Below are 18281 nucleotides of genomic sequence, written 5' to 3'. Positions count from 1 at the left end.
GCGCTCCTTGTTCGCGGATGGGTGTCAGGCGTTGCGCGACACCCAACCTTCGGGGATCACGGCGATTACGTCGATTTCCATCAACCACTCGGGCTGGCCGAGCGCCACCACGGTCAATCCTGTGGAGATGGGAAATACGCCCTTGAGCCATTTGCCGACTTCACGATAGACCGGCTCGCGATAACGAACGTCCGTCAGATAGGTCGTCGTCTTCACCACGTGCGACAGGTCGCTGCCTGCCTCTTCGAGCAATTGCTTGACGTTCTTCATCGCCTGCTCGGCCTGCGCGCGCGGATCGCCCAGGCCAATGAGATTGCCGTCGAAGTCGGTGCCGATCTGGCCGCGCACGTACACGGTGTTCCCGGCCCTCACGGCCTGACAGAGATCGTTATCGAGCGACTGATTCGGATACGTATCCTTGGTGTTGAACATACGGATACGGATGTGCGTCGGTTGTGTCATGGCAGGCTCCTGAATGCCTCAGTTCGTCGGCGTGTCGTAGTAAGCGAGATATTTGCGCTGCGTGGCGATGTGTTCGGCCACGTGTCGGGCGTCGTGCCATACGCCCCAGATGAAGGACGAGCCGCGACGTGAGAGCCACGGCAAACCGAGGAAGTACACGCCGGGCTCCTTCGAGACACCGCGCTGATGTTTGGGTTTGCCGTTCGCATCGAAGGCATCGACTTGCAGCCAGCGGAAGTCGAGCGCATACCCCGTGGCCCAGAGGATCGTCGTCACATTCGCCTTCGTCAGATCCAGTTCGGATAGCGGTTCGGTGAGACACGCGGGATCGGCGGGAATGATGCGGGCTTCGGGCTCTTCGGGAAGTTCGAGGCCGTTGCGCGCGGCGTAAGCGTCGGCCGCGTCGAGCAGCGACAGGTAGTTCTCGTCGCCGCGCGCGATGTTCTCCACGAGATCCGGCTGGAAGCGGGCGACGCCGCCTTCGAACGATTGCGTCAGGCCGGTGAGAATCACGCCCTGATGCGCGAGACGCCGGAAGTCGACCGTATGTCCGCCACGCGCGCCGCTCACGGCAATCGTCACATGCTCCTTGCCGGGACGCATGACCTCGGCATCCCACTCACCAAGCACGCCCAGCCACCAGCAGAAATCGCGCCCGCGATACCCGCGCGGCGGACGGTCGTGCGGACCGACCGACAAATAAACCTGACGTCCTGCGCGCTGCAACTCGTCGGCAATCTGCACCCCCGACGACCCCGCACCGACGACCAGCACATTGCCCGGCGGCAGTTGTTCGGGATTGCGGTAATCGGCTGAGTGCACCTGTGTGAGCGGCGTGTCCGTCGGGGCGATGGCCGGAATTACCGGGCGCTGGAACGGCCCGGTCGCCACCACCACGCGCAGCGCATCATAGGTGCCGTCCGACGTCTGCACAGTGAAGCCGGGTCTGCCAACGTTGCGGACCACGCTCAGCACCTCGACGCCCGTGCGGATCGGCGCTTCGATCTTGCGCGCGTAATCCACGAAATAATCCGCGACCTGCTCTTTCGACGCGAAGCCATCCGGATCGACGCTTGCGAACGTCAGGCCGGGGAAGCGGTCATGCCATGCGGGACCGTTAGCGACGAGCGAATCCCAGCGTCCGGTGCGCCAGCGCTCGGCAATGCGCGAGCGCTCCAGCACGAGATGTGGCACCCCTTGCTTGCTCAGGTGCTCGCTCATCGCCACACCGGCCTGACCGGCACCGACGACGAGCGTATCGATTGACGGGGTTTGCACTGTCATGGCTTGCGTCCTTCCGAAGGCAGAGAGTTGGCGAACGACCCGTGAGCCGGGCCATGCGGGGCAATCTACGCGTGCGCACAGCATCCGAAAAATACATTTAAAAAATGCAGAGCATCGGTTTTGACTATGCAGACTTTTTTTTCGGTTTCACAATGCCGACGAACGGTGCCGACCGATGGAGCAATGCCGATGGACAACCAGCCGCTGCGTTATTCGTTACGCCAACTGCGCTATTTCGTCGTGACGGCGGAGGTGCTGTCGTTCACCGCCGCCGCGAAACGCCTGCATATCTCGCAGCCGTCCATTTCCACGGCGCTCGCCGATCTCGAAGTGTCGTTCGGGGTGCAGTTGTTCATCCGGCATCACGCCAGTGGCCTGTCGCTCACGCAGGCCGGACGCGAGCTGCTCGGGCAGGCGCGCAACCTGCTCAAGACTGCGGAAGAGCTGCAAATGGCCGCCAAGGAGATGGATGGCGGCATGACCGGCTCGATTGCGCTGGGGTGTCTCGCGTCTCTCGCCCCGCCTTTGATGCCCGGTCTCATCAGCCAATTCACGCAGAAGCATTCGGGCATAGCGTTTCGTACCGTTGAAGCGCATCAGGACGGTCTGCTGCGCGGCCTGCACGACGGCTCGCTCGATATCGTGCTCACTTACAGCCTCGATCTGAGCGACGACATTGCGTTCACACCACTGCTCTCGCTGCCGCCGTACGCGATCCTGCCCCGCACCCATCGCCTCGCACGCGCGCGCAAGGTGTCGCTCGCCGACTTGCAGACGGAGCCTTACGTGATGCTCGATCTGCCGCACAGCCGCGAGTATTTCGCCGCGCTCTTCGATGCCGTCGGCACGCGTCCCGTGCCGGCGTTCCGCTCGTCGCAGCCGGAAGTCGTGCGCGGGATGGTGGCGAACGGGCTGGGGTACAGCCTGCTCAATTTCCCGCTCAAATCGACGCGCACCGTCGACGGCGAGGAGTTCGTCATCAAACGCTTCAAGGACAACGTGAACGCTCTCACGCTGGGCGTGGCGCAGTCGCGCACGATGAAACCACGTCGGGTGGTAGAGCGCTTCGCGGCGTTCTGCGAGCACTACATCCGACGGTTGCAACTCACCGCGCAATAGCGATACGGCGGGTGAAGGGGCGAAGGGGCGAGCGAGCGAACGGGCGGGGTGAGTCATAGGCGTCGCGCATCGGTCCGCCCTGCATTTCAACGCTGCATAGGGAAAACCTTTGCCCTGTATCCGAAAACAATATTTTGGCTGGCAATTTGGCTTGATAGATTGATGTTCATGTTGAGTGCGGGACGCAAGCGTTGGCAGCCATGCCCGATGCGACCCGGCGAATGAACGGAGGGCTTCATGGCTGACCAGACAGGGACGATCGCAGGGCAAACGCTCATCGACGCACTGCGTACCGGTGGCGAACGCTCATTCGACGATGCACGGGCGATGCCGCCGGACGTGTATACGTCACCCGAATTTCTCGCTTGCGAGCAACGCGACCTCTTCGCGAAGGAATGGCAGTGCGTGGGACGCGCCAGCATTCTCGCCGAGCCCGGCGACTATCTCACCGCACAAATCGGCGATCAGCCGGTCGTGGTCGTGCGCGACGAGCAAGGCCAACTGAAGGCGATGTCCAACGTGTGCCTGCATCGCATGTCGGTCCTGCTCGAAGGACGCGGCAATATCCGTCGCATCGTCTGCCCGTATCACGCATGGAACTACGGGCTCGACGGCCAGTTGAAAGGCGCGCCGATGATGGACGAGCAAGCGGGCTTCTGCAAGGAAAGCTACCGCCTGCCCGCGATCCGATGCGAGCAATGGCAAGGCTGGATCTACGTCACGCTCGACACCGACGCCCTGCCCGTCGACCGGCAACTCGCCGAGCTGACCGAACTGATCGCGCCTTACGGCATGACCGACTACATCGAAACTTTCTATGAAGAGCATGTCTGGGACACCAACTGGAAAATCCTGGCCGAGAACTTCATGGAGAGTTATCACCTGCCGATGCTGCACCGCGCCACGGTAGGCCCACATTCGAAGCTCGAAGAGATGGAATGCCCGCCGGGGCGCGCGGCGTTCAATTACCACTGGATCACCAAGGAAGCGAGTCTGCCGATCGGCAATGCGCATCCGGATAACACGCGCCTCGAAGGACATTGGCGCAAGACGACGGCACTGCTCGCGATCTATCCGACGCATCTCGTCACGCTCACCCCAGGCTACTTCTGGTATCTCGTGCTTCAGCCGCAAGGCGTCGGTCGCGTGCACATTCGCTTCGGCGGTGGCCTGGCGCCCGAGTTCGTCGCCGACCCGCAGGCAAGCGCCTACATGGCGTCGCTCAAGACCCTGCTCGACGACGTCAACGCCGAAGACCGGCGCGGCGTGGAAGCGGTGTTCCGTGGTGTACACGCGCCGCTGGCGAAGCCGGGGCATCTCAGCCGGCTGGAACGCCCGAACTACGACTTCGCCCGCTATCTGGCTGCCAGGCTGGCGCAGCCCTAAGTCCCGACCTCTGACGACAGGACGCAATCACGATGTCGAACCACTCCTTCATTTCGTTCTCGGGCGTGAGCAAGTCGTATGACGGCGTGCACGCGGTCGTCGACGACCTGAACCTCGATGTGCGCCGCGGAGAGTTCCTGTCGCTGCTCGGCCCGTCCGGCTCGGGCAAGACGACCACGCTCATGATGCTCGCGGGTTTCGAGTCGCCCACGCACGGCGAGATTCGTCTGGACGGCCAAAGGCTGGACGACAAGCCGCCGCACCGGCGCGATATCGGCATGGTGTTCCAGAACTACGCACTGTTCCCCCATCTCACGATTGCGCAGAACGTCGCCTTCCCGCTGTCCGTGCGACGTGTCGGTCGCGCCGAGCAGAACGCCCGCGTGAAGCGCGCGCTGGAGATGATCGAACTCTCGCATCTGGCCAGTCGACGTCCCGCACAACTCTCCGGCGGTCAGCAGCAACGCGTGGCGCTCGCCCGCGCGCTCGTGTTCGAGCCGAGTGTGGTGCTGATGGACGAACCGCTGGGTGCGCTCGACAAGCGGCTGCGCGAGACGATGCAGTACGAGATCATGCGGCTGCATCGCGAACTGTCGCTGACGATCGTGTACGTGACGCACGATCAGGCCGAAGCGCTGACGATGTCGGACCGCGTCGCGGTGTTTTCGGATGGACGCATTCAGCAAGCCGCGTCGCCGAACGAACTCTACGAAAACGCGCAGAACGCGTTCGTGGCGAACTTCGTCGGGGAGAACAACGGATTGACCGGACGTGTGGTGCGCGCCGACGACGGCTGGGCCACGCTGGCACTGGCCGACGGCAGCCTCATTCGCGAACGCTGTGAGATCGGCCTGCAAACGGGCGACGCCGCCATACTCGCGCTGCGTCCGGAGCGCGCGCACATTCCCGGACCGGCCGGTGTGCCTGCCGAAGACGCCCACAATGTCGTTCGCGCCCGCGTCGACGAACTCGTCTACTGCGGCGATCACCATCGCGTGCATCTCGCGCTCGGCTCGCGCGACGCCATCGTCGTGAAAGTCCCCAACACGCAGCGTCACGCACTTCCCGGCCCGGGCGACACCATCGATGTCGCGTGGCGTCATGACGACTGCAAGATTCTCGCCGCAAGCGCCCCGCAAGCGACACCGGCCCCCGCTTCTCCCGACGCACCCGCCCCTTCCCTGATCCTGACTGCACCTGCTGGAGCCAACTGACATGCGCACTTCTCTCAAACTGCACTGTGCCTCCCTCGCCGTTCTGGCCTTCGCCACGTCGGCCTCGCACGCGGCGGAAACTCTCAATGTCGTGACCTTCGGCGGGGCCTTCGAAGCGGCCGCAAAGAAGGCGTGGTTCGAGCCGTTCACGCAGGCCTCGGGCGTGACGTTCGCGACCGAGTCGTATGACGGCGGTCTCGCCAAACTCTCCGCAATGGAGCAGGCAAAGAACACGACATGGGATCTGATCGACATGGAGACCAACGACGCCATCACCGCTTGCGACGAGGGTCTGCTCAAGAAATTCGACAAGAAGACGCTCGGCAAGACCAGCGACTTCATCTCCGGCTCGATTAGCGAATGCGCGGTCGCGAGCATGGTGTGGTCGACGATCTACGCTTACGACGCAAGCAAGCTCAAAGCCGCGCCGACGAGCGTCAACGACTTCTTCGACTTGCAGAAATTCCCGGGCAAGCGCGGTCTGCGCAAGTCGCCGAAAGTCACGATGGAATGGGCGCTGATCGCCGACGGCGTCGATCCGAAAGACGTGTACAAGGTGCTCGCTACCCCCGCTGGCGTCGACCGTGCGTTCAAGAAACTCGACACCATCAAGAAAAACATCGTGTGGTGGGAGTCAGGTGCGCAGGCCCCGCAGTTGCTCGCCGACGGCGCGGTGGCGATGGTGCAGGCCTACAACGGCCGTATCGACGACGCAGCCAAGAAAGACAAGAAGCCGTTCAAGGCCGTGTGGGACGCACAGGTCTACGACTTCGAATGGTGGGGTGTGCCCGCAGGGGCGAAACATGCCGACGCCGCCGCGAAATTCATTGTCTCGCAAGCGCAGCCGAAGGCGTCTGCCGATCTGTCGAAGTACATCGCATACGCGCCACCGCGCAAGGACGCCATTCAGTACGTCGACAAGCAGCGTCTGGCCGATATGCCGACCGCGCCGGAGAACTTCAAGCGCGCCGTGCAGATCAACGCGAACTTCTGGGCCGATAACGCCGACGCGATCAACAAGCGCTTTCAGGTGTGGCTCACGCAATAACGGGTGAATGTCATTCGCGCCCCCGAGCCTCCCGAAACATTTGCACCACCTGAACCGGTCGATTGCAAGAGAAGACGCCCATGCCCGCATCGCCTCACGCCCGCTCTCCCGGCAATCCCGGCAATCACGGCACGCACCCGAGTGCCGAAGGGCTCGCCACCGCTGCCGCCCGTCAGACGTACCGACGGGTGCAACGGCATGCGTCGATGCGGGCACTGCTGCTGACCTTGCCGTTGATCGTGTTCCTGCTCTCGACGTTTATCGCGCCGATTGCCATGCTGCTCGCACGCAGCGTGCAAAACCACGAGATGGCCGACGGCATGCCGCACCTTGCCCGCGCGCTGGTCGCGTGGGACGGTAACGGCGTGCCGGGCGAGACAACGTTCGCGTTGCTCGCCGCCGACCTGAAGCAAGCGCGTGAGAGCGGGCAGCTCGGCACCGTGGCTCGGCGCATGAACTTCGCGCAGCCGGAATTTCGCAGCCTGCTTATGCGCACGGCGCGTGCGGTCGGCGACGACACGCCCGCCGCATGGAAGCCCGCGCTGATCGAACTTGACGCCCGTTGGGATTCCCCCGAGACGTGGCGTCTGCTCAAACGGGCGGCAACGTCGCCAACGCCCGACTACCTGCTGGCAGGGATGGACGCGCAGGTCATCCCGCAAGGCACCGTCGCGTCGGTGCCCGATAACGCTTCGGTGTACCGGGAGGCGTTCCTGCGCACGATCTCGATCAGTGCGACCGTGACAATCCTCTGTCTCATCCTCGGCTATCCGGTCGCGTGGTTGCTCGCCAACCTGCCCGAGAAGCAGAGCCATCGCCTGATGCTATTCGTGATCGTGCCGTTCTGGACATCGCTGCTGGTGCGCACGACCGCGTGGTACGTGCTGCTGCAACCGGGCGGCGTCATCAACAGCCTGCTGTCGATGCTAGGGCTGACGTCTCACCCCGTCGCGCTGATCTTCAACCGTACCGGTGTTTTAATCGGCATGACGCACGTGCTGCTGCCCTACATGATTCTGGCGATCTATTCGGTGATGAAGAGCGTATCGCCCATCTACATGCGCGCGGCGAAGTCGCTGGGCGCGCATCCGTTCACGGCGTTCGTGCGCATCTACATTCCGCAGACGTTGCCGGGTGTCGGTGCCGGGTGCTTCCTCGTCTTCGTGCTCGCACTGGGCTACTACATCACACCGTCGTTGCTCGGCGGCGCAGGTGACGAGATGATCAGCCAGCTCATCGCCATGCAGACCAATACGCAGCTCAACTGGGGCCTCGCAGGTGCGCTCTCGGCGTATCTGGTGATCTTCACCGCGGTCTTTTACTTCATCTTCAACCGCATCGTCGGCATCGACCGGCTGCGCTTCGGCTGAAGCGTGCCCGGCAGGCAGGACAACGGATTCACCGGAGATAGCACCATGCAGGACAAACGCAACACCGTGGTGGCCGAGCGCGTGGCGTGGCGTTGGGTGCGCCTGCACACGGCGCTCACGCTCCTCTTTCTGGTCGCGCCGATTCTCGCCATCGTGCCGCTGTCGTTTAACGCCGGCTCGTATTTCTCGTATCCGATGACGGGGGTTTCGGTGCGCTGGTACGAACAGGCGCTCACGAGTCCCGACTGGCAACGCGCGTTGCTCAACAGCATCGGCATCGGCGCGGCGTCGACGCTGATTGCCACGGGTCTCGGAACACTGGCTGCATTGGGCTTGAGCCGGTCGCAATTTCCCCTGCGCTCGGTCATCATGCCGATCATCATCTCGCCGATGATCGTGCCGATCGTCGTGGTGGCGGCCGGCTTCTATCTGATCTTCGCGCCGCTGGGTCTCGTGAACTCGTATCCGGGGGTCATTCTGGCGCACGCCGCGCTCGGCACGCCGTTCGTCGTCATTACCGTAACGGCCTCACTGCTGTCGTTTGACCAGAGCCTGCTGCGCGCGGCGTCCGGTCTGGGTGCGACGCCATGGGCCACATTCCGGCGCGTAACGCTCCCGCTCATCACGCCTGCGGTCGCGACCGGCAGTGTGTTCGCCTTTGCGACGTCGTTTGATGAAGTGATCGTGATCCTGTTCATCGGCGGACCGGATCAGAAGACCGTGCCGCGTCAGATGTGGAGCGGCATCCGCGATTCAATCGACCCGTCGATCCTCGCCGTCGCCACCATGCTTATCGTGTTCGCCGTGCTGCTGTTCGCCAGCATCAACTGGTTGCGGGGGCGCGCAGCGGCTGCAAGTCAGGCGTTGGGCTGAACCGGCGGCGCGCGAGCCACGGCGAGGGACGATAACGCTGGTCGCCTATCATCGGCTGCGCGAACGCGGCCAGCGCCTTGATAGTCATTTTGTAAGTCACTGGCGCACAAAACAAAAAAGCCCTTGAAATTCAAGGGCTTCATTGTGTGCTTGGCGGAGAGGGTGGGATTCGAACCCACGGTACGGTATAACCGTACACCGGATTTCGAGTCCGGCGCATTCGACCACTCTGCCACCTCTCCAAGCGTTCTTTCTGCTTTGGTTCGCTGCCTGAGTGGCCTCAAGCAGCGAGAAAGAGATTATAGCCGAATTTCTTTTTTCGACAACCTCTTTTTCAAAATTTTTTACGCTGCGGGCACAAGACGCTCGATGCCGCCCATGTACGGACGCAGCACGTCCGGCACCGTCACCGAACCATCGGCATTCTGATAGTTCTCCAGCACCGCCACCAGCGCGCGTCCCACCGCAAGACCCGAACCGTTCAACGTGTGCACCAGCTCCGGCTTGTTCTGCGCATTGCGAAAACGTGCCTGCATCCGGCGCGCCTGGAAGCTCTCCATGTTCGAGCACGACGAAATCTCACGATACGTGTTCTGTGCCGGAATCCAGACTTCCATGTCGTACGTCTTTGCACTGCCGAATCCCATGTCGCCCGTGCACAGCACCAGTGTGCGATACGGCAACCCAAGCTTCTGCAAAATCGTCTCGGCGTGACCCACGAGTTGTTCAAGCGCGTCGTACGATTCCTCCGGACGCACCACATGCACCAACTCGACCTTGTCGAACTGGTGCTGGCGAATCATGCCGCGCGTGTCCTTGCCGTAGCTGCCCGCTTCCGAGCGGAAGCACGGCGTATGCGCCACCATCTTCATCGGCAATGCATCGTTCGGCAGCAACTCGTCACGCACCAGATTCGTCAGCGACACTTCCGCCGTCGGAATCAGATAGAAGTTTTCGGTACGCTCGCCCTCTTCGCCGCCGACCTTGCGCGGCACCTTGAACAGGTCGTCCTCGAACTTCGGCAACTGACCCGTGCCACGCATCGACGCGGCATTCACGATGTACGGCACGTACGTTTCCGTATAGCCATGCTCGCTCGTGTGCGTGTCGAGCATGAACTGCGCCAGCGCACGATGCAGACGTGCAATGCCGCCCTTGATCACCGAAAAACGTGCCCCGGCGAGCTTGGCCGCTGCGTCGAAATCCAGACCCAACGCTGCACCGAGATCGACGTGATCGCGCGGCGTGAAGTCGAACTCGCGCGGCGTGCCCCAGCGGCGCACTTCCACGTTCTGCGTTTCGTCCGAGCCGACCGGCACGCTCTCGTGCGGCAGGTTCGGCACGCCCAGCAGCAAATCCGACAGGCGCGTCTGAATCTCTTCCAGGCGTACCGACGACGCCTTGAGCGTGTCCGCGATGCCACCGACTTCAGCGATCTCGGCCGAGGCGTCCTCGCCCTTGCCCTTCTTCATGCCAACCTGCTTCGACAACGCATTGCGACGCGCCTGAAGCTCCTCGGTTTGCGTCTGAATCTGCTTGCGCTCCGCCTCGAGCGCAGCGAACGCCGCCACGTCCAGCGTGAAGCCGCGCGCTTTAAGTCGCGCAGCAACGCCGTCGAGATCCTTGCGAAGAAGTTGAATGTCGAGCATGGTGGGAAATCTATGGTGAGCGGCCCACGTGAGTGGACCATGAATTGGGTGTTGGCCGACGGCGACGGTGCCAGTGCTTTCTCGCCGACGACGGCACTAATGGCGGGATTTTACCAAACGCACAGCGCTATGACGCGATTTGACATGTCGCCGCGTGCCGAGACGTTATGGCAGACCGCTGGCAGCCCACCATGCAGCGTGTTATCGCCGCCCGCCCCGTACGACAGCGCGCAGACTCACGCGGACTCGTCGTCCCCGGACTCGGCAGGCGGCGTTTTCTCGGACGATGAGGATGGAGACGACGTCTTCCCAGCCGTCGGCGTCTTCGCCAGGGCGTCGGACTTGCGTCCCTTGGCATTCGCACGACGCCATTCGGCATCGAGCGACTTCAGCCAGTTCAGCTTCTCCCCGATCTTGCCTTCCAGACCGCGCGGCACCGGACGATACCAGTTCTGCGCACGCAAATCGTCGGGGAAATACGTCTCACCGGCAGCATAGGCATCCGGCTCGTCGTGCGCGTAGCGATACTCGTGACCATAGCCGAGTTCTTTCATCAGCTTGGTCGGCGCATTGCGCAAATGAATGGGCACCGCGCGCGACTTGTCCTTGCCGACGAACGCCCGCGCCTGGTTGTACGCGTTGTAGCCCGCATTCGACTTCGGGGCCGACGCAAGATACAGAATCGCCTGCGCCAATGCCAGTTCGCCCTCGGGTGTGCCAAGACGCTCGTACGTCTCGGCCGCATCCAGCGCAATGCGCGCCGCACGCGGGTCGGCCAGTCCGATGTCTTCCCACGCCATGCGCACGATCCGGCGCGCCAGATAACGCGGATCGGCACCGCCGTCGAGCATGCGGCAGAACCAGTACAGCGCGCCGTCCGGCGAACTGCCGCGCACCGACTTGTGCAGCGCGCTGATCTGATCGTAGAACGCGTCGCCGCCCTTGTCGAAGCGACGCAGATTCTCGGCGAGCACACTGGCCAGCAGCGCCTCGTCGATCGTCTCCATGTCCTGCGACATCGCAGCCTGCGCCACGATTTCGACGTTGTTCAACAGCTTGCGACCGTCGCCATCCGCCGAATCGATCAGCCCCTGACGGGCTTCATCCGTCAATCCGATATCGCCCAGCTCATGCGCTGCACGCGTGACCATCTCGCCGAGCTCTTCGTCGTTCAGGCTCTTGAGCACGTACACTGCCGCACGCGAAAGCAATGCGCCGTTTACCTCGAACGACGGGTTTTCCGTCGTCGCACCGACGAAGATGAACAAACCGGATTCGACGTGCGGCAGGAACGCGTCCTGCTGTGCCTTGTTGAAGCGATGGACTTCGTCGACGAACACGACCGTCTGCTTGCCCTGCGCACGCTGAATCTGCGCGGCCTCGACGGCGTCGCGGATGTCCTTTACGCCGGAGAGCACGGCCGACAGCGCGATGAAGTAAGCCTTGAAGGCGTCCGCCATCAGGCGCGCGAGCGTCGTTTTGCCGACACCCGGCGGGCCCCAGAGAATCATCGAATGAGGACGGCCCGCTTCGAATGCAACGCGCAAAGGCTTTCCCTTGCCCAGCAAGTGACGCTGGCCAATCACATCGTCGATGGTATGGGGGCGAAGGCGCTCGGCCAAAGGCACCGAAGCCGACAAAGGGGCGTCGTTTGGCATGTTCTCAAGCAGCGCGGCCGGGGATGTCCCCGGCCGCAGTCAGATAATCAGATGTCCCCATTATGCCAGCCCGAGGACCGGCTCGCCCGCAAAGCGCTTCTGAGGCAACGCTCAGACGATACTCAGGCGACACCGGGTGGCAGGGGAACAGGTCGGCGCAAGCTCAACCCTTGATCACGTCCGCCCCCTTGGGCACCATGAACTTGAAGTTTCCCGCCGGTAACGGCGGGTTCTTCTGCATGTTGCTGAACGTGAGCAAGGTCACGTTGCCGAATGCATCGTATAGTTCCATCGCGGCGAGGTTGCCGTCGCGAAAACCGATGCCCACGCGCTGGAACTGCGTGTCCTGCGACTTCGGCTTAAGCTCGACCCAGTCGATGCCGTTCTTCACACCGGCATCCTTGAGCGTGAAGCTCTTTTCGATGTCGTTGCTACCGAACAGGATCGCGGCGGGGCTTGCGCCCAGCGAGTCGCCCAGCTTGCGCTCGGTCACCTGATTCAGATCCTTGTCGTAGACGTAGAGCGTCGTGCCGTCCGCCTGCAGCAACTGATCGTAAGGCTTGGTGTAATGCCAGACAAACTGGCCGGGACGCGAGAACTCGAACGTGCCCGACGCATTGTTCGTCACCTTCATCTCGCCGTTCTGCTGTCCCTTGACCTGCTTCTGCTCGAACTCGCCGCGCGCAGACTTCACCTGCGCCGCGAACGCCTTGAGTTGTGCCGTACCGCTCGCGTAAGCCGGCGCGACCAGCGCCGCCAGCGTCACACCGACGGCCCCCACCATGAGCGGCAAGCCGCGCTTGAATCCCAGCATATGCTTTATTCTCCCTCGCGATTCGGCACCAGAATTTCCCGGTTGCCATTGCTCGCCATCGCCGACACGACGCCGGACTGTTCCATCTGTTCGAGCAGGCGCGCCGCCCGGTTGTAGCCGATGCGCAAATGGCGCTGCACCAGCGAGATCGACGCGCGGCGCTGCTTGAGCACCACGGCCACGGCCTGATCGTAAAGAGGATCGGACTCGCCGCCCCCCTCGCCGGTCCCACCGCCGCCGCCCGCACCGTCGATACCGCCGTCTTCGCCTTCGACCGCACCGTCGAGAAGACCTTCGACGTAGTTGGCCTCGCCTTGCTCCTTGAGCCGCTCGACCACACGATGCACTTCGTCATCGGAGACAAACGCACCGTGCACACGCAACGGCAACCCGGTGCCCGGCGGCATGTAGAGCATGTCGCCCATGCCCAGCAGCGTCTCGGCACCCTGCTGATCCAGAATCGTGCGCGAATCGATCTTCGACGACACCTGGAACGCCACGCGCGTGGGCACGTTGGCCTTGATCAGACCGGTAATGACGTCGACCGACGGACGTTGCGTCGCCAGAATCAGGTGAATGCCCGCCGCGCGCGCCTTCTGCGCAATCCGCGCGATCAACTCTTCGACCTTCTTGCCGACGACCATCATCAGATCGGCCAGTTCGTCGATCACGACCACGATGTACGGCAGACGCTGCAACGGCTCGGGTTCTTCCGGCGTCAGCGAGAACGGATTCGGAATATGTTCTTCACGCTTGGCGGCGTCGTCGATCTTGTTGTTGTAGCCCGCCAGATTGCGAACGCCCAGCTTGCTCATCAGCTTGTAGCGGCGCTCCATCTCGGCCACCACCCAGTTCAGCGCATGACCGGCCTGACGCATATCCGTCACCACCGGGCACAACAGATGCTGGATGCCCTCGTACATGCTCATTTCGAGCATCTTCGGATCGATCAGGATGAGCCGGACCTGCTCGGCCGTCGCCTTATACAGCAACGACAGAATCATGGCGTTGATCCCCACCGACTTGCCCGAACCGGTCGTACCGGCCACGAGCAGGTGAGGCATCTTCGCCAGATCGGCCACGACCGGCTTGCCGCCGATGTCCTTGCCGAGGGCGAGCGTCAACAGCGACGACGAACTGTTGTAGACCTCCGAGCCGAGAATTTCCGTCATCCGCACCGTCTGACGACGCGGATTCGGCAACTCCAGCCCCATGAAATTCTTGCCCGGAATGGTCTCGACCACCCGGATCGACACCAGCGAAAGCGAACGCGCCAGATCCTTCGCCAGATTCACGATCTGACTGCCCTTGACGCCCGTGGCCGGTTCGATTTCGTAACGCGTGATGACGGGGCCGGGATAAGCGGCCACGACGCTCACTTCCACGCCGAAATCCTTGAGCTTCTTCTCAATCAGGCGTGACGTAAATTCCAGCGTCTCGCCCGACACCGTTTCCTGTGCGACCGGGGTCGGGTCAAGCAGCGCGAGCGGCGGCAGGATCGAATCCGGCAGGTCGGCGAACAGCGGGGCCTGCTTTTCCTTCTCGACGCGCTCACTCTTGGGCACCACCTTGACCGGCGGCACGATCTGCACCGGCTCGTGGACTTCCGCGCGTACACGGTTCTGAACGACGGCACCTTCGCGCGCAATCGCCGCTTCTTCGCCCAGACGACGGTCCTGACGCGCCTCGCGGCGGCGACGGATCACCGTGCCGGTATCGAGAATCAGCGCACCGACCTTTTCGGCGGCGGACAACCAGGAGAAATGGAACAGCAGCGACAGGCCGAAGGCGAAGACCAGCAGCAACGCCAGCGTGCCGCCCGTGAAGCCGAGCGCATGCTGGAAGAAGCCGCCGACGGTCTCGCCGATGACGCCGCCCGATGCGCGCGGCAACTGGGCCTTGAGACGGTACAGACGCAGTGATTCGATACCGGCGCTCGAGAGCAGCACCATGAGCGAGGAGACGATCTCCACCCAGCCGCCACTCGCGAGGCGTTCGCGCAGCGGAGGCGCTTCGCGTCTGGCGGAAATGCGGCGGTAACCGGAGATCACGCGGCGGGCGATGAACACCACCAGCCAGTAAGCGGACAGACCGAGCATGAGCAGCAGCATGTCGGCGACCCACGCGCCGACGCGCCCCGCCCAATTGGCGATACGCTCCACATGCGCCGCATGCGTCCAGCTGGGGTCCAGACGGCTGTAGGAGAACAACGCCATCAACAGGAACACCATCAGCGCGACCTGCGCCATCCAGCGGATTTCATGGAAGAGGTGCGTCACCCGATTGGGCAACGACGATCCGGCACCAGCAGAGTAGGAAGATTTCGTCGTCATCAAGCCATGCGGTTGGGCGGGCAGACGGGCGGCCTGCCGCGCAGCAATGCTCCATTGTAAACAACTATTACATCGATTAACGCATGAACCCTTCAGGAAAGCGTGACAAGCCGTAACGGAGCGGCTTCCAAGGGATTCGCCGCACGCGGGGAGGCTCGGCGGCAAAGCAGCGCAATCGTTCGGACCCGCCCCACGTTCGCCCGGATCCTGCGCGCTTGTATCCCGCGCATCTGCCCCCAAATTTAAGAGACGTCCCGGTGCGGTGGCTTCGGGCGCCTCAGGCGCCGTCGTCAGGCCCCAAAAAACAGCCCGAAGGCTATCGCCCCGATTGTGAGGCTCCATCAACGAACCATCGTCGGCCCCTTATAATGTCGGTTTGCGCCGGAGCCCCGGTCGCGCCCCAGGCGGTGCGCGTTCGGGAGCCCGACGCCAGCGCCCAACCCCTTTCCGGTGAGTTCCATGTCTGCTGCCAAGCACGCCAAAGTCCTGATTCTCGGTTCCGGCCCCGCCGGCTATAGCGCCGCCGTGTACGCCGCGCGCGCCAACCTCAACCCGGTGCTGATCACCGGTATCGCCCAGGGCGGTCAGTTGATGACCACCACGGACGTCGAGAACTGGCCCGGCGATCCGACCGGCGTGCAAGGCCCGGAACTGATGGCCCGCATGCAGGCGCACGCCGAGCACTTCAACACCGAGATGATTTTCGACCACATTCATACGGTGCATCTGAACGAGCGCCCGCTGCGTCTGATCGGCGACGCGGGTGAATACACGGCCGACGCCCTGATCATCGCGACCGGCGCCTCGGCACAGTACCTCGGCCTGCCGTCGGAAGAAGCCTTCTCGGGCCGCGGCGTGTCCGCCTGCGCCACGTGCGACGGCTTCTTCTATCGCGGCAAGGAAGTCTGCGTGGTCGGCGGCGGCAACACCGCGGTCGAAGAAGCGCTGTACCTCTCGAACATCGCCAGCAAGGTCACCGTGATCCACCGCCGCGACAAGTTCCGCGCCGAGCCGATCCTGATCGACCGTCTGCTGGAAAAGGCCAAGCAGGGCGTGGTCGAACTCAAGTACGACAGCGTGCTCGACGAAGTGACGGGCGACGACAGCGGCGTGACCGGCGTTCGCATCAAGAACACCAAGACGGGCGCGCATGAAGACATCTCGCTGCACGGCGTGTTCATCGCCATCGGCCACAAGCCGAACACGGATATCTTCGACGGTCAGCTCGAAATGAAGAACGGCTACATCGTCACGCACAGCGGCCTGAACGGCAACGCCACGGCCACCAGCGTGCCGGGCGTGTTTGCCGCAGGCGACGTGCAGGACCATATCTACCGTCAGGCCATCACCAGTGCCGGCACGGGCTGCATGGCCGCACTCGACGCCCAGCGTTACCTCGAAAACCTCGACCAGTAATCGCTCTCGCGCTTTTTGCGCCTGACGGAGGCGTCCCGGCTGCGTGATGTTTCATGCAGCCGGGACGCCGTCTTCACTTGCGGCGTCGCCATCCGACGTCATGAGCCGTTATGATGCGCAAACGCGTCTTCGCGACCGCGCAGACGCAACGCACCGTTGCCCCTCCCATTGAACGTCCTTGTTCGCACGATCATGAGCAAGAAACCACCAAAACTCAGCCTCAGCGACCTCTCCAACTTCCGTGACGCCCTCGCGACCGAGAGCGCTGCGCGCGAAGCCGAACGCATCGCCGCCGCCAAGCGCGCCGCGCAGGCCAAACGCGATGCCAACGTGTTTCGCGACAGCATCGGCGAGATCGCACCGCTCGCCAGCAAGGGCTCGACCAATCGCGTCGAGCATCCGCGCTTCCCGCCCGAGCCGGTCGCGCGTCAGACCGCGGAAGACGAAGCCGCCGTGCTTCACGAATCCCTGTCCGACGAATTCGACCCCGAAGCGCTGCTCGATACGGACGACCGCCTGTCGTACCGCCGTCCCGGCATCAGCCACGATGCCGTGCTCAAGCTCCAGCGCGGCGACTGGGTGGTGCAGGCACAGATCGACCTGCACGGCATGCGCCGCGACGAAGCCCGCGAAGCGCTCTCGGCGTTTCTGCACGACGCCGTCAAGCGCGGCCTGCGCTGCATTCGCGTGATTCACGGCAAGGGCCTGGGCTCGGTGAACCGCGAGCCGGTCCTCAAAGACAAGGTGCGCGGCTGGCTCGCGCAGAAGAACGAAGTGCTGGCGTGGGCACAAGCGCAAGGACGCGACGGCGGGGGCGGTGCGCTGGTAGTATTGCTCCAGGCTTCGCAGGCCCGGGGCGCTCGCGCAGGAGACTGATGCGCGCGTCGGCGATCCTGCGCCGGATGCCGATCCCCGCCAGCCACCGCTGGCACCGCCGATTTCACCGCCGATCACGACGTATTGACTAGGGACTGCCCGCTGTCCCCAACAGGATTCGCCGATGATTCACGAGATGAGCGCTCAGCTGCATACGATCCTGGCCGTCATGGAGGCCATCGCCGTATTGTCGTGCGCCGTTTCCGGCTTCGCCGAAGCCCGCAAGCAGCATCTCGATCCGGTCGGCGCGTTCGTGCTGGCCTTCGCAACCGCCTTCGGCGGCGGCACGTTGCGCGACGTGCTGCTCGACCACCGTCCCTTCTACTGGGTCCAGCATCAGTGGTACTCGGTCATCATCCTCGTGCTGTCGCTGTCCACGGGCGTCGTGCTGAAGCTCGTCTCCCGCGTTGCCACGGAGCGCGTGCTGCTCATTACGGACGCCATCGGCCTCGGATTCTTCAGCGCGTCCGGCACGTCGCTCGCGTTGCAGACCGATATGTCGGCATTCATGTCGGTGATGATGGGCGTGATTACCGGCGTGGGCGGCGGCGTGATCCGAGACATCCTTTGTAATGAGGTGCCCCTGGTACTGCGCGACACGCGTCCGTACGCCGTCTGCGCGTTCATTGGCGGATGGATCTACATTGCGCTGACTTACGCCGACCTCGATCCCGTCTACACCCTGTCGATCAGCGCGTTTTCCGTGATTTTCGTGCGGCTGATCACCGTCGCATTCGACGTGCGCCTCAAGTCCTGAATCAGTCCGGTCCTTCCGAAAC

General features: G+C 63.2%; 15 protein-coding genes and 1 tRNA gene. 9 read left to right on the top strand and 7 right to left on the bottom strand.

Going from position 1 to position 18281, the window contains the following annotated elements; translation table 11 throughout:
* Positions 1-24 precede the first annotated feature (24 nt).
* Together MB84_RS06605 and MB84_RS06600 are read right to left on the bottom strand one after the other, a co-directional pair.
* Complete coding sequence (locus MB84_RS06605; protein ID WP_046291192.1) at positions 25-462, bottom strand: RidA family protein; 438 nt, start codon at positions 460-462, stop codon at positions 25-27.
* A gap of 18 nt (positions 463-480) precedes the next feature.
* Positions 481-1746, bottom strand: coding sequence for a flavin-containing monooxygenase (locus MB84_RS06600; protein ID WP_046291191.1), 1266 nt, complete (start codon positions 1744-1746; stop codon positions 481-483).
* A gap of 189 nt (positions 1747-1935) precedes the next feature.
* On the opposite strand from MB84_RS06600, the gene MB84_RS06595 reads away from it, so the two are divergent.
* The 6 genes from MB84_RS06595 to MB84_RS06570 all read left to right on the top strand — a co-directional run bounded on the left by MB84_RS06595 (position 1936) and on the right by MB84_RS06570 (position 8756).
* Positions 1936-2865, top strand: coding sequence for a LysR family transcriptional regulator (locus MB84_RS06595; protein WP_046293495.1), 930 nt, complete (start codon positions 1936-1938; stop codon positions 2863-2865).
* Between the two features lie 237 nt (positions 2866-3102).
* On the top strand, positions 3103-4251 hold the full coding sequence (locus MB84_RS06590; RefSeq protein ID WP_046291190.1) for an SRPBCC family protein: 1149 nt from the start codon (positions 3103-3105) through the stop codon (positions 4249-4251).
* Between the two features lie 32 nt (positions 4252-4283).
* Positions 4284-5465, top strand: a complete 1182-nt coding sequence (locus MB84_RS06585) for an ABC transporter ATP-binding protein (protein ID WP_046291189.1) — start codon at positions 4284-4286, stop codon at positions 5463-5465.
* 1 nt (position 5466) lies between these two features.
* Positions 5467-6513 carry an ABC transporter substrate-binding protein gene (locus MB84_RS06580; RefSeq protein ID WP_046291188.1) on the top strand — a complete coding sequence of 349 codons (1047 nt, stop codon included), beginning with the start codon at positions 5467-5469 and terminating at the stop codon, positions 6511-6513.
* Positions 6514-6593: 80 nt separating this feature from the next.
* Positions 6594-7883, top strand: a complete 1290-nt coding sequence (locus MB84_RS06575) for an ABC transporter permease (protein ID WP_046291187.1) — start codon at positions 6594-6596, stop codon at positions 7881-7883.
* Between the two features lie 45 nt (positions 7884-7928).
* The gene (locus tag MB84_RS06570) at positions 7929-8756 is read left to right on the top strand and encodes an ABC transporter permease (protein ID WP_046291186.1); all 828 of its coding nucleotides are present in this window, start codon (positions 7929-7931) and stop codon (positions 8754-8756) included.
* 151 nt (positions 8757-8907) lie between these two features.
* On the opposite strand, the gene MB84_RS06565 is transcribed toward MB84_RS06570, so the two are convergent.
* The 5 genes from MB84_RS06565 to MB84_RS06545 form a co-directional block, all read right to left on the bottom strand.
* Positions 8908-8998: transfer RNA gene (locus tag MB84_RS06565), tRNA-Ser, on the bottom strand.
* Positions 8999-9100: 102 nt separating this feature from the next.
* Positions 9101-10405, bottom strand: a complete 1305-nt coding sequence (gene serS / locus MB84_RS06560; RefSeq protein WP_046291185.1) for a serine--tRNA ligase — start codon at positions 10403-10405, stop codon at positions 9101-9103.
* 236 nt (positions 10406-10641) lie between these two features.
* The gene (locus MB84_RS06555; protein ID WP_084009635.1) at positions 10642-12063 is read right to left on the bottom strand and encodes a replication-associated recombination protein A; all 1422 of its coding nucleotides are present in this window, start codon (positions 12061-12063) and stop codon (positions 10642-10644) included.
* A 163-nt stretch (positions 12064-12226) separates the two neighbouring features.
* The gene (gene lolA, locus MB84_RS06550; protein WP_046291184.1) at positions 12227-12877 is read right to left on the bottom strand and encodes an outer membrane lipoprotein chaperone LolA; all 651 of its coding nucleotides are present in this window, start codon (positions 12875-12877) and stop codon (positions 12227-12229) included.
* Positions 12878-12882: 5 nt separating this feature from the next.
* A complete protein-coding gene (locus MB84_RS06545; protein WP_046291183.1) occupies positions 12883-15210 on the bottom strand; it encodes a DNA translocase FtsK in 2328 nt (775 codons plus the stop codon).
* A gap of 459 nt (positions 15211-15669) precedes the next feature.
* Between MB84_RS06545 and trxB the strand changes: the two genes are divergently transcribed.
* From trxB to MB84_RS06530, 3 genes are all read left to right on the top strand, one after another.
* Positions 15670-16626, top strand: coding sequence for a thioredoxin-disulfide reductase (gene trxB, locus MB84_RS06540; RefSeq protein ID WP_039399930.1), 957 nt, complete (start codon positions 15670-15672; stop codon positions 16624-16626).
* A gap of 192 nt (positions 16627-16818) precedes the next feature.
* Positions 16819-17502 (top strand): Smr/MutS family protein, encoded by a 684-nt coding sequence (locus MB84_RS06535; protein ID WP_046293493.1) that lies wholly within the window; start codon positions 16819-16821, stop codon positions 17500-17502.
* Between the two features lie 136 nt (positions 17503-17638).
* Positions 17639-18259 (top strand): trimeric intracellular cation channel family protein, encoded by a 621-nt coding sequence (locus MB84_RS06530; RefSeq protein WP_046293492.1) that lies wholly within the window; start codon positions 17639-17641, stop codon positions 18257-18259.
* Positions 18260-18281: the final 22 nt, after the last annotated feature.

It is taken from the genome of Pandoraea oxalativorans (genome assembly GCF_000972785.3).
In the GTDB taxonomy this organism is placed as follows: domain Bacteria; phylum Pseudomonadota; class Gammaproteobacteria; order Burkholderiales; family Burkholderiaceae; genus Pandoraea; species Pandoraea oxalativorans.
This window is presented reverse-complemented; position numbering and strand designations above follow the sequence as displayed.